The organism is Halobacillus dabanensis, from assembly GCF_900114165.1.
GTDB classification, from domain to species: domain Bacteria; phylum Bacillota; class Bacilli; order Bacillales; family Halobacillaceae; genus Halobacillus; species Halobacillus dabanensis.
The window spans coordinates 56,880-69,467 of the sequence record NZ_FOSB01000003.1; the positions used below are offsets into that span (position 1 = coordinate 56,880).

Below are 12,588 nucleotides of genomic sequence, written 5' to 3' on the forward strand. Positions count from 1 at the left end.
CTCGTAATGGAGGCAGGTTCCATGAATGATCGCAACAACGAAAAAAACGATATAATAGATGATGATCTGTATGAAGAAATTGATGAGGAAGAACTGTATGAACTAGTACAAGAAGAAAAGCGAAAAGCATATGCGCGGCAAAAGGTAGAGGAGGAGGAAGAGAAGACTAAGCGTCCTTTCCCAAAGTGGTTGTTTTGGCTAATTGCCATTATGATGGTAACAAACATTGTTGCTGTTCTACCGAATACATTCTCAATCCCGGCCATCGACTTCCTAATGACTTCCGCAAAACTCTCTACAGATGAGCAGGTTAGCACCTATAAGCAATCAGTAGTGGTTGTTGAAGCAGGAGCAAGTAAAGGGACGGGTTTTGCCTTTACGGAAGATGGACAGATATTAACCAACCACCATGTCATTGAAGGAGAAAAACGAATCTCTGTCGGCTTTCCGGAAGATGGACTTTTCAACGCGGAAGTCGTTGCATCCTATCCGAATGTCGACTTGGCGATTCTTGATGTAGATGGAAAGGATCTACCCCATTTAAATCTATCCGATCAGACGGCATTTGAGAAAGGGGATCATGTTTATTTCATTGGTAACCCTTTACGTTTTACAGGGATTGCAAACCAGGGAAATGTTATTGGATATAAACAATTATCTGATTGGGAGCAACCTGTAATGATGTTAGATGCGCCGATCTATCGAGGAAATTCAGGTAGCCCGGTTATAAATGATGAGGGAGAGGTTATCGGTGTCGTCTTTGCAACGATGCATGATGACACGGAAGGCCGCGTAGGGCTCGCTGTTCCCATCGATTATTACTACCAGCAGAAGAATCTCGAAAGCTCCGATTAATAAAATTTCCACTCAAAGAGAGAGGAGTATGATTTTCATACTCCTCTCCTTTTTATTCTATTTTCCATATAACTCCCTTGGTAGGTATTTATGCTTATTCAGGGGTGTCTGACGAAACCTGTGGAAATATGTTGAGGACGGAAGGGTCTTAGTGCTTATTTTTTGAAATGATTACTTAATAAAATGTAACCCCGATGTCGTAGACCCACAAGGTTATGTTCAGTAAAATGGTCATGGTTACGTGCAATACCTTTTTACCTGACCCAAAAGTTAATTACTTCAGAAATATTGGTTGATACAATCTTGTAACATAAATGAAATAATTCTTAAAAAGACACCCAAAAAAAATATGCCATTAACGAAGACAATAATAGGCTGGAGGTGATAAAGGTTGATCAAACGTCTTTTTCAAAAAGCTGACATCTCCTTGGATGAGCAAGTAGCTTCAGCCAAGCAAGGAGATGAGGAAGCAAGAAACGAAATGCTTAAACAGTATCAACCTTTCATCGCCAAAAGTGTTTCTGAAGTATGTAAAAGATATATTGACCCTATAAAAGATGATGAATTCAGTATCGGCTTATTAGCTTTCAATGAAGCGATCCAATCTTATTCCTGTGACAAAGGGAGCTCGTTTCTTTCGTTTGCAAGGCTTGTCATCAAACGGAAAGTGATTGATCACATCCGAAATGAACAAAAACGTGTGCAGGTCAATTCGCTTGATGAAGACTTCCATGATGAAGAGCAGATGGAAAATCCATTAGAAGTCTCTGCTGCCAAGGAGCGGTACCAACTGGAAACCGAAGCTTGGCATCGGAAGGAAGAAATCATGGAATTCCAAGCCCAGCTAAAGAAATATAAGCTTTCTTTCGATGAACTGATCGAAGCCTCCCCTAAACACCGGGATGCGCGTGAATCGGCTGTTGAGGTGGCGAGACTTGTTTATAAAGATGAGACTCTTCGCGACCAAGTAATTGAAAAAGGCCGTTTACCGATTAAGGATTTGATCGATCACGTTGATGTTAGTAAGAAAACATTGGAAAGAAACCGGAAATTCATCATTGCATTAGTTCTCATCCTGAACGGGGATTACGTATATCTTAAGGATTATCTGAAAGGGGTGGGTATGTGAAAAAAGGTATTGTCATGGAACAGCAGAAGGAATATATGGTCGTCATGACGAGTGACGGGAAATTCCATCGTGCTGAAAAAATGGAACAAGCTGAAATAGGAATGGAAGTTCATTTTAAAACAGCTGAAGAGAATAAAGTCCTGCATCTTTGGACCCGAGGGTTGCGTAATAATCATACTAAAGTCGCTATAGTTGCCATTGCATTTCTAATGATGACCTTTCCTGTTTTTTCCTGGATTGGTAACAACCAGGCGTATGCATACATGAATATTGATATTAATCCTAGTGTGGAGCTTGAACTCAATGAAAAAATGCAAGTGATAGATATAATCCCACAGAATAGGGAAGCAGAAGAAATAGTAGCCTCTTTAAAACATTGGAAGAGAAAAGATGCTTCTGAGGTTACGTTCGATTTAATTGAGATTAGCGAAGAAGAAGGGTTCGTGAATGCAAGTCATCAAGTTTTGATTGGCATCAGCTATTTAAAAGATGATTTCAATCAAAACTATACTAGGGAGTTTGAGAGCTTTTTGAATGAAAACTCAACGGATATTTCTATTGCTACATTTTTAGTCCCAGCCGAATTACGGAAACAAGCCCATGAACAAAAAGTTTCTGTTAATCAAATGGTAGCTGATCGAATTGGGGAAGATGCGGACACTAAGAAAGAACCAGAGGTACCTGTCACCGTAGAAGATGAGGATAAAGAAATCATTCAATCATTTTATAAAGAAGATTCAACGGAAAAAGAACAGGAATCACCTGATATATCCATTAAAGAACCAGCTGTCCCAGCGTCCCCAGGCCTGAAGGAAGATAATCATTTGAAATACCATGTACCAGCAAAGGTTCATGAATCTACCCATGGAAAAGATAAGGCACCAGGTATACAGAAGAAAAAAGAGAAAGACACCACTGGGAAAGAGAAAGGCCAACAACAAAAGAAAGAGCATAATCGTCCCAAAAAAGATGACGTTGAAAATGAGCATCATAAAACGAAAGATAAAGCTAAAACGAAAGATAAAGCTAAAACGAAAGATAAAGCTAAAAAGAAAGATGAACATAAAAAACCTTCAAATAAAGGTTCTTCAAAGGGGAAGAGTAAGGATAAAGGCTCTGAAAAAGAACCTAAGCATGGGGATAAAACTAAACATAAAAAAAGTAATCCTGGTAAAGGAAACCCACCTGACAAAAAAGAAGATCCTCCACGTGGAAAACACTCCAAAGAATAAGGAGTGTTTTTTTGTTGTACATGGGAAATATGAAAGTCATTACTTAAGAACAAATGACTGGAAAGGGGAAGTAAAAAATTCATCTTCCCTGAGTTGTGCATGTATAGGTCACTTACGCCTTTGTACTTGTATTTAAAGGGAATATAGAGGTAATGTGTAGAAAAGGAGGATAAAACGATGAACCGATCATATCTAGGAGTGAAAAACGGAAGACTGTCAGGTTGTCCACAAACTCCCAATTGTGTTAGCACTCAAACAAATCAAACGGACAAAAAAATGAGCCCCTTAGACTTTGCAAAGGATTTAGAAACGACAAAGCAACTGGTCAAAGAAGTGCTTAATCAGATGGAGCGTACAACAGTAGTAACTGAGTCAGAGAATTACCTTCATTGTATCGTCCGAACGAAATGGATAAAATTCAAGGACGATGTGGAGTTTTATTTTGATGAGGACACAAGAACAGTTCATTTTCGGTCCGCATCGAGGGTAGGCTACTCAGATTTTGGGGTGAATAAAAAGCGGATGAAAGAATTTACAGAACATTACGAATCAATGAAGGGGGACTAACCTTGGGATTCGATTATCAATTAGTCGTCATTGGGGGCGGGTCAGGCGGTCTGACTGTTGCAGCCGGAGCGGCAAGCTTCGGTGCAAAGGTCGCTCTTGTAGAAAGAAAAAAACAACTTGGGGGAGACTGTCTCCACTATGGATGTATGCCTTCTAAAGCATTGATACAAGCAGCAAAAGAAGTCCAAGAAGCTTCAAAGTACATGGATATCAAGAAGGTAGAGTATAACGCGTTATTTGAAGGCGCTATGACGCGAGTCAAGGAAGCTGTGCAAGAGGTCCAGGACCATGATTCTAAAGACCGATTCATAAACCTTGGGATTGACCTATATGAAGCAGAGGCAGTTTTTGAGGATGAACACACGATTCGTGTGGGGGCTGAAACGATTACAGCTAAGCGTTTCGTTATTGCAACAGGCTCTTCTCCCTTTGTTCCGCACATAGATGGGATGGACAATGTAGGTTATTTAACAAATGAGTCCATTTTTGCCTTGCATAATAAACCTGAATCGCTCGCAGTTATTGGTGGCGGTGTCATCGGTGTAGAGTTATCACAAGCGATGAGTCGACTGGGTGTGGATGTTACTATGATTGAGGGAAATGAACATATTTTGTCGAAGGAGGATGATGAAATTGTTCAAATCGCAGAACGTTCATTATCAGAGCAACTGCATATTTTAACCAACGCCAAGGCGGAACGTGTTCGTCGTGATGGGAAAGGAATACATATCCTTTATACAAAAGACGGCGTCCAAAACGAAATCCATACGGATCAACTTCTAGTTGCGACAGGAAGAAAACCGAATATAGAAAATCTTGAATTAGATAAAATTGGGGTGAAGACAGATGATGAAGGATTCATTAAGGTTGATGAATCCCTTAGGACTAGCCGCAAACATATTTACGCGGTCGGGGATTGTAATGGATCGATGCCTTTTACTCATGTTGCGGGTATGGAAGGGAAAATTGCTGTATCTAATGCAGTCCTAGGTCTAGCAAGAAAAGTTTCCTATAAAAAGATACCTTGGATCGTCTATACAGACCCAGAGATTTACCATTTAGGCTTGACTGAAAAAGAAGCCCGAAAAAAATATGGAGAGTATTTGATGACATTTAAAACACTGTTAAAGGATAATGATCGTTTTATGGCTGAGCGGAAGAAAGAAGGCCTGGTCAAAGTACTTACAACAAGGCGAGGGAAAATAGTGGGTGCCCATGCTATTGGTGATGGAGCTGGGGAATGGATGCAAGAGATAGGAACTGTTCAGGCTCTGAATAAAAAGTTTCCCTCTATTTCAAGCGTGATTCACCCTTATCCTGCTAAGAACAACGTCGTCTCCCAGACTGCTGATCTATATTGGAGGGAGAAGCTTTTTGGCAGTAAGTGGAATGAAGTTATTCGTTGGTACGTCAGAAAATGGCGCTGAACCTTTGATATTCAATGAAGGAGCAATTTTTTCAAACTCTAATCAGAGACAATAATGGCTTAAGAGCCCAGGGAAACGGGTTTTCCTGCTCCTTCGCTCAGGTTCATACTTGAGAAACAGAACATCAATGGATGTAAAACCTCCTATTTAATGTTCCGCCCTGTTAGTCCTGTCTGCAGGGGCATTGCGTGAATGGCCAATTTCCGTGTGCGACTCTGATCCTCTTCATTCTTTCTTATGAAGACGTTCTTCTTTATTTCCCATTAGTCCATAGAAGAACATGTGCGTAATCTCTTCACTCAGCTCCGCAATAGAGTCCTCAAAGAAGTTGGGCTTGGAACTCATGGCATGGTAAAACATTTCGATATAAAACATTATTGACCGGAAAGAGATATCAGGATGCACATAACCTTGTTGCTTCCCTTGTTCAACCAACTCTATAAGGAGAGGAACGGCATCTTGTTCTGTAAACGATTGAATTAGATTACGAAGGTCAGGCTGGTCGGCCATGACTGTTTGCAGGAAGCCTGGGTCCAAGTGTAGAAGGCTCTCCTTTTTATCTTTGATGACAGAAGTGATTTTATCTTTAAAATCCATTTCCTCATCATGAACAATACCTTGAAAACGCTCTAGTCTTTCATAAATGAACCTTTTCACCGTTTCAAATAAGAGTTCATCTTTACCACCAAAGTAATTGTAGATGGTAACTTGAGAAACTTGGGCTTTTTGGGCTATTTCCTGAATGCTAACCTTTTGCACTCCGTATTGAGAGAATAGTTGTAATGAGGCGTTCAGGATATTTTGCTTTTTTCGCTCTTTTCGTCTTTCAAAACCATTCATAAGCTACACCTCTTCTAAACTTATCATACACAGGATTATGAAACGATTCAATTCATAGATTTCATTTCATTATTCGAAACATGAACGATATAATGACAGTTGAGTGGAACTAAGGTTTATTATTTACTTGGCTATTTTAAATGGATTATGGAATATAGTGCATCTCTTAATGAACAGGTCTCCTTTAGATTCCATTCCGAGATAGTAATTAGATTAAGGAGGTTTAGCGGGACTTCTTTCTTAGCCGAAATACCAACAGGCACTTCTCGAAGATAGTTTTTTATTAAAGTGTTTATTATGAAAAGGGGCGTCATTAATAAAATTCAAGGAGATGGAAATTTGGCTACAAGTACGATTACATTGATTTTATCTATTACCTCTTTACTTATTTCAGGGATGGTTGCTGTCATTACTTATCGGTATAACAGAATTACTATCCGTAATGCAGCAAGGCTGGAGCATAATAAACTCTTGTTGGAAATCGACCACATGTATATAGAAGATCCTGATTTATGGAGTATTTATGATGACCACCCTATTGCTAAACACATTGAGAAAACCCCTTTAAAAAAAGGGAAGAAAGAAGCTTTCATTTATTATTACATAAACTTTTTTGACATCATCTTTGACTTTTACCATAAACAGATCTATAAAAATAAAAATGACAAAAATGACTGGAAGGCGTGGAGTGATTTCATTTATCATTTCTTTACAGGATGTTCTTTAGCGAGAGAAATGTTCAAGGATTCGGCTACTTGGTATGATGATGATTTTTCGAACTATATTTTGAGAGTCATCCACGATATTGAAAAGAACAACCTTGAGTGAAAAATGATCGTTTAGAAAGATGATAAATAACCGATCATCCTGTAATATAGTAGGATGAAATGGGAATACTTGAAAGAATTGGATTTATCCAACTCCAACGCAATTTAAGTCCAGTAAAAGAAATAATGATATAAGAGGTGTTTGTTTTGCTAAAAGGTCAGGTAGCAATCATTACAGGTGCTTCCCGTGGAATCGGGAAAGAAATTGCATTACAATTAGCAGAAAAGGGAGCCCATCTTTCCATAATCGGGAGTTCCGAAGACATCCATAACACGAAAGAAGATCTCCAAGATCAAGGGTTTGACCAGGTTCTCTCCTTTACGGCAGATGTAAGTGATGAGAATGAGATGGACCATGTTGTAGAAGCGACAAAAACTGCTTATGGAAAAGTGGATATCTTAGTTAACAATGCGGGGATAGGTGCATTCAAATCAATTGAAGATGTAACCGTTGAGGAATGGCGTCGGACATATGATGTTAATGTCCAGGGTGTCTTCCTGGCAACAAAAGCCGTTCTTCCAATAATGAAAAGCCAAAAATTCGGTACTATCATCACTGTTGCTTCGGATGTTTCCCGTTATACGATCCCAGAGGGGGGTGCCCTCTATACATCGACAAAATATGCGGTTCAAGGATTCATGGGGTCGCTTGCTCAGGAAGTTAGGAAAGATGGAATTCGTGCGGGAACTGTTAATCCTGGAATGGTGGATACTTATTTCGCAAACGGAACTCAAGGAGACCCTGAAAAGAAGGATTGGTTGAAAGTACATGATATCGCTGAGGCGGTCGTATATATGGCATTAGCGCCCAAACACATGGTGATTGATGAGATGCATATGCATCCTCTAATTCAAGACTACCCAAGAATGTAACAAAAATTAAAACCACCCCAGCTATCCTCATGAGGAGAAACTGGGGTGGTTTTTTATATGGAAAAACTGGGTTCTACAGTAGTAGCCTGTGCATGATCAATATAGCTCAAAAGAGCTTCATGGGATTCCAGCATTTCACTTTGCTTACTTGGATAGTAACAAGAGTGGAGAAATGTCTCGATTTTTTTCGATAAAAATTCGTCTCTTGTGCGTACCATAAGGACGAGTAAATCATCCCACTGCCCCCATATCATGAAATGCAGGGCTTTATCATAATCATAGTGATTCATTACTGACACTTCCTTTATAAAAGGAGTGGTCTTATTATCTCCGGTGGAACGATAACTCAATCAGAGAGTTCGTCACAGTTCTGGCAGGTTCGACACATTTTTGCTTATTTCTTCCGCAAACATTTGGAAATTTGTTATGATAGTATGGAAAAGTTTTGCTTCAAATGAAGGGAGATTCCGTGATGACAGAAAGACAACTCATATATGGGAACATGGGGATGGTTATCACATTTGGTTTGTTTCTGTTTTTAAGCTTTGTGACAGCGGAAGCAGATGCAACCCAGGATGTGATGATTCTCATCAGTGAAATTGTCGGAAGCATAACACTGATTAGTGCGATTGTTTCTCTTTTTTACATAAAAAGTACTCAACGTTATTTACCTATTGCCAATTTGTGCTTCTTGGTTCCTTGGATATTATATGCAATTGGATTTGAATTAGGTTTTGATGAAACAACCAATTATTCATGGATTTGGTTTATCGGTCTTTATTTATTATTAATTACAGGTTTTATTTTCTTGAGGATCAGTTATAGGAGAATAGAGGGCTATTTTAAATTACTCCCTGTTTTCCTTTTATTCATCAACGGTATTTTTTTCGTTTATTTAATCTTTATACATATATGGTGGAGTATACCATTTATATAATTGTTTCAACCTCAGGCTTTTATGGCTTGAGGTTTTTTATGGGTGAAGGCTTATCTGCTAAGATTCTTTACCTGTTTTTACAATCGCATATTTGCTCTTCTTCCACACATACTACAACTAAGCATGGAAGGAGGGTGAATATCATGAAGATTAAAGCATTCGCGATCGGTCTTTTAGCAGCCAGTTCTCTAGTTGCATGTCAGGCGGAACAAGAAGCGGGAGACGATGGCAATTACAATGGCGTAGAAAATACAAATTTCCAGCGTACAGCTGACGAAGGCCAAAATGCTAATAATTACGACAATGACCGAGGTATGGTACACAATACCAATTACCACGTTGCTAAAGATGCAGCTAACCGTATCGAAAAGAATGTGGAAGGCGTCGATAATGTCTATGTCTTGAAAACTCGAGATAACGCTTATGTTGCAGCAGAACTCGATAATCCACAAGGCGATAAGAACGAAGTTTCCGATGAAATGGAACAACAGATCAAGAAAGCAGTCAAAGCATCTGACCAGGATATCAACAATGTTTACATTTCCACAAACCCTGATTTCGTTGATCTGACGAATAATTATGTCGAGAATTCAAGAAATGGGGAACCTGTTGAAGGGTTTTTCCGTGAGTTCGGAGAAATGGTCGACAGAATTTTTCCTGATCAACGCTCATAAAGTATAAGAAACCAGGCTCCGATTATAAGGTGCCTGGTTTCTTTGATTTAATAACCAGGAAATTTGGCTTTACTGCTACTTTCTCATAACCTTTAGGGTGGACACGTTTGAAATCCTCTGTAGGCGTTGGTTCGATTAGTTGAATAAGTCTGAAGCGATCGGTAACAGTTTCAATAATTTCTCCTAAAGGACGTCGGTAGAAGCTCATTGGTACTTTCTCACCATTCACATCCCATTCGTCATAAAGTTTTTGTTTTTCATAATAATTGTTGTCAGGAAAATTTATGTAGTCCATGAATGGGTGATGGGTGGAAAAAAGGAGTGAACCCTCTGGTTTTAATACCCGTGCAAATTCATCGAAAACTTTAGACCAATCCTTTATATAATGAAGCGTTAAGGAACTCACAATCAAATCGAAGGATTCATTTTCGAAAGGTAACGGTGAGGTGAGATCATGTGCAAAAGCTTTCACATTGAAATTTTTGGTCCGTCTAATGGTTGCTTTGATCATTGCTTCACTCAAGTCCACTGCAGTAACTTCTGCGCCTTCTCCCGCTATGTAGGCGGAATACCATCCGGCGGCACATCCCGCATCAAGGACCTTCTTTCCTTTCAACGATGGAAGTTGTTCAATCATTGCTGGTCTTTCTAAATATGCATTATAAGGCTTAGTATCAACTTCAAATTCATAGTGGGTAGACAGACGATTGTATGCTTGCTTTACTTCTTCTATCATATACATTCCCCTTCTTATAGTGAGATCAATATTTATTTTATATTTAAATCCTCCTCTAATAAATGCTTTTACAGAAAACTGTTTCCTTATCCTTGTGGAAATTTCCTTGTTCAAGAATTCATGTTGAGGAAATCCCGCTTTAACAATTACAATCTCAATGGTAGCTTCTATATTTATTTCCCACTGCAAAAAATTAATTTTCGGAACAAAAATATCCTTGCGCGTGAATTTTATCTTTTAAAACTTTGCTAATATTAATGGGAAGGGGGAGAGGAAATGATCAGAGCAGCAAATGTAAATGATGCACCTGCCTACCGCACGCTTATACAGTCGTTGGAGGCGGAAACCGATTACTTATTATTCGGTAAAGGAGAAAGAAAGTGGTCTGTGGAGCAAGTAGAAGAATTGCTAGAAAAGTTGGAGCAAGCGGAGACGTCTATTATTTTCCTATCAGAAGAAGAGGAAGAGATACTTGGTCACGTTACGGTATTGGGAGGGGGCGCGCCTCGTAATGGTCATGTAGGTAATGTTATTACTGGCGTCCTTCAGAAGAAAAAGGGGACAGGGATGGCCACAAAGCTGTTCAATCATCTTTTCAAATGGGCTTTGGAAGTTGGAATCACAAGGCTTGAACTTACAGTTATGGTCCACAATGAACGCGCCATTCGATTTTACGAGCGGATGGGATTTGAGAAAGAAGGAGTAAAACGAAACTCCCTGGTTGTCCGCGGGACGCCTGTTGATGAGTATATGATGGCAAAAATTCTAGTATAGACGGTGAGAAGATGTCCCGAATCTTCATGTTCACTGGGTTACGCTCATATAGTAAGATAAGCGAAATCGAAGGAGGGGGCATCTTTGAGACCAGATGACCAAAAGAAGCTTGAATATGCGATCAGAGAAATCACAGAAATCGCTAAAGGTTTCGGGCTTGATTTTTACCCGATGCGTTATGAAGTCTGTCCTGACGATATTATCTATACATTCGGAGCGTACGGGATGCCGACACGCTTTTCACACTGGAGTTTCGGTAAGCAATACTACAAGATGAAGTTGCAATACGATCTTGGTTTGAGCAAAATTTATGAACTTGTTATCAATTCTAACCCTTGTTACGCCTTTTTACTTAACTCGAATAGTTTGATTCAGAACAAGCTGATTGTTGCTCATGTATTAGCACACTGTGACTTTTTCAAAAATAATGCCCGGTTTCAGAACACGAAGCGGGACATGGTAGAAAGTATGGCTGCGACGGCAGAACGTGTTGCTGCTTACGAAAAGATTTATGGAAAACAAGAGGTGGAGTCCTTACTTGATGCTGTGCTGGCTATTCAGGAACACATCGATCCTTCCCTTGTCAGGCCAAAGCTTGCCTGGTCACTGGATGAAGAAGAGAGCGAAGATAAGCGGAAACACACGGAATATGATGACCTTTGGAAAATGGACGAATCATCATCAGAAGAACGCCCGGTGTTCAGGAAGCGGAAAAAGTTCCCTCCTAGACCAGAAAAAGATTTGATGCTCTTTATTGAGCAATATAGTAGCGAACTGGATGACTGGCAACGCGATATATTGACAATGATGCGTGAAGAGATGCTTTACTTCTGGCCTCAGCTTGAAACGAAAATCATGAATGAAGGATGGGCTTCCTACTGGCATGCCCGTATACTAAGAGAGATGGATTTAACTAGTGATGAATCCATCGAGTTTGCAAAATTGAATGCAAGTGTCGTGCAACCAAGTAAAACGCAATTAAACCCATATTATTTAGGGGTGAAAATATTTGAAGATATAGAAGAAAGGTATGATCATCCAACCGAGGAGATGATCAAGCATGGGATTGAGCCTGGGTCAGGACGTGAGAAAATGTTTGAGGTTCGTGAAATCGAATCAGACCAAAGTTTTATTCGCAACTATTTGACAAAGGAATTGGCTCGTCGAGAAGATTTATACCTTTTCCAGAAGCAAGGGCAAAAATACAAAATAACAGATAAAGATCATGAAGCGGTTCGCGATCAGCTTGTGACAATGCGTGTGAATGGTGGGTTTCCATATATTACTGTTCAAGATGGCGACTATGTCAGGAGCGGAGAGCTATATTTGAAACATCATTATGAAGATGTTGAGTTGGATGTCGGATATCTGGAAAAGACATTGCCATATATTTACCAGCTTTGGGGGCGAAATGTACACTTGGAAACAAAGGTGGAAGGTCGTGATGTGGTTTTCAGTTATGGTGGGAAGAAAGTACAGAAGAAGTATTTATGATTCCAAAACTGCCTTTTTTAATAAGGCAGTTTTTTTATTGTCTGATGAAATTTAAATATAAAGTCCGGTTAATAGAGAATTCGACAGAGAAATTTTAGGTTCAGGCAGTGATATATAAGAATGCGGTTATTAGAGTACCTGCATAAAAAAACTTTTAGTTCTGAACAATCGACAAAAAGTATACCGAATTATGACAAAGTCATACATATGAAATTGATATAAT

At 39.4% G+C, this 12,588-nt stretch carries 14 protein-coding genes; 11 read left to right on the plus strand and 3 right to left on the minus strand.

Annotation, left to right across the window (positions count from 1 at the left end; translation table 11 throughout):
* Positions 1-21 precede the first annotated feature (21 nt).
* From BMZ58_RS06190 to BMZ58_RS06210, 5 genes are all read left to right on the plus strand, one after another.
* Positions 22-855 carry a S1C family serine protease gene (locus BMZ58_RS06190; protein WP_075035690.1) on the plus strand — a complete coding sequence of 278 codons (834 nt, stop codon included), beginning with the start codon at positions 22-24 and terminating at the stop codon, positions 853-855.
* Positions 856-1,246: 391 nt separating this feature from the next.
* The gene (sigI, locus tag BMZ58_RS06195; RefSeq protein ID WP_075035691.1) at positions 1,247-1,984 is read left to right on the plus strand and encodes an RNA polymerase sigma factor SigI; all 738 of its coding nucleotides are present in this window, start codon (positions 1,247-1,249) and stop codon (positions 1,982-1,984) included.
* Entirely contained in the window at positions 1,981-3,216 is a 1,236-nt protein-coding gene (locus tag BMZ58_RS06200) for an anti-sigma factor domain-containing protein (RefSeq protein WP_075035692.1), read from the plus strand. The genes sigI and BMZ58_RS06200 overlap by 4 nt, the downstream gene beginning before the upstream one ends.
* A 177-nt stretch (positions 3,217-3,393) precedes the next feature.
* Positions 3,394-3,783, plus strand: coding sequence for a DUF1499 domain-containing protein (locus BMZ58_RS06205; protein WP_075035693.1), 390 nt, complete (start codon positions 3,394-3,396; stop codon positions 3,781-3,783).
* 2 nt (positions 3,784-3,785) lie between these two features.
* The gene (locus tag BMZ58_RS06210; RefSeq protein WP_075035694.1) at positions 3,786-5,210 is read left to right on the plus strand and encodes a dihydrolipoyl dehydrogenase family protein; all 1,425 of its coding nucleotides are present in this window, start codon (positions 3,786-3,788) and stop codon (positions 5,208-5,210) included.
* A 225-nt stretch (positions 5,211-5,435) separates the two neighbouring features.
* On the opposite strand, the gene BMZ58_RS06215 is transcribed toward BMZ58_RS06210, so the two are convergent.
* Complete coding sequence (locus tag BMZ58_RS06215) at positions 5,436-6,050, minus strand: TetR/AcrR family transcriptional regulator (RefSeq protein WP_075035695.1); 615 nt, start codon at positions 6,048-6,050, stop codon at positions 5,436-5,438.
* 339 nt (positions 6,051-6,389) lie between these two features.
* Between BMZ58_RS06215 and BMZ58_RS06220 the strand changes: the two genes are divergently transcribed.
* Positions 6,390-6,878, plus strand: a complete 489-nt coding sequence (locus BMZ58_RS06220) for a hypothetical protein (RefSeq protein ID WP_075035696.1) — start codon at positions 6,390-6,392, stop codon at positions 6,876-6,878.
* Positions 6,879-7,024: 146 nt separating this feature from the next.
* A complete protein-coding gene (locus BMZ58_RS06225; protein WP_075035697.1) occupies positions 7,025-7,750 on the plus strand; it encodes an SDR family oxidoreductase in 726 nt (241 codons plus the stop codon).
* A 53-nt stretch (positions 7,751-7,803) separates the two neighbouring features.
* Here the strand turns inward: BMZ58_RS06225 and BMZ58_RS06230 are convergent, their stop codons facing one another.
* Positions 7,804-8,040 carry a YhdB family protein gene (locus BMZ58_RS06230; protein WP_075035698.1) on the minus strand — a complete coding sequence of 79 codons (237 nt, stop codon included), beginning with the start codon at positions 8,038-8,040 and terminating at the stop codon, positions 7,804-7,806.
* 182 nt (positions 8,041-8,222) lie between these two features.
* On the opposite strand from BMZ58_RS06230, the gene BMZ58_RS06235 reads away from it, so the two are divergent.
* Both BMZ58_RS06235 and BMZ58_RS06240 read left to right on the plus strand, forming a co-directional pair.
* Positions 8,223-8,687, plus strand: a complete 465-nt coding sequence (locus tag BMZ58_RS06235) for a hypothetical protein (RefSeq protein WP_075035699.1) — start codon at positions 8,223-8,225, stop codon at positions 8,685-8,687.
* A gap of 143 nt (positions 8,688-8,830) precedes the next feature.
* Positions 8,831-9,361, plus strand: a complete 531-nt coding sequence (locus tag BMZ58_RS06240) for a YhcN/YlaJ family sporulation lipoprotein (protein WP_075035700.1) — start codon at positions 8,831-8,833, stop codon at positions 9,359-9,361.
* 22 nt (positions 9,362-9,383) lie between these two features.
* Here BMZ58_RS06240 and BMZ58_RS06245 read toward each other — a convergent pair whose 3' ends face one another.
* A complete protein-coding gene (locus BMZ58_RS06245) occupies positions 9,384-10,097 on the minus strand; it encodes a class I SAM-dependent methyltransferase (protein WP_075035701.1) in 714 nt (237 codons plus the stop codon).
* Between the two features lie 276 nt (positions 10,098-10,373).
* Between BMZ58_RS06245 and BMZ58_RS06250 the strand changes: the two genes are divergently transcribed.
* Positions 10,374-10,871 (plus strand): GNAT family N-acetyltransferase, encoded by a 498-nt coding sequence (locus BMZ58_RS06250; protein WP_075035702.1) that lies wholly within the window; start codon positions 10,374-10,376, stop codon positions 10,869-10,871.
* 84 nt (positions 10,872-10,955) lie between these two features.
* Positions 10,956-12,365, plus strand: a complete 1,410-nt coding sequence (locus BMZ58_RS06255; protein WP_075035703.1) for a SpoVR family protein — start codon at positions 10,956-10,958, stop codon at positions 12,363-12,365.
* Positions 12,366-12,588: the final 223 nt, after the last annotated feature.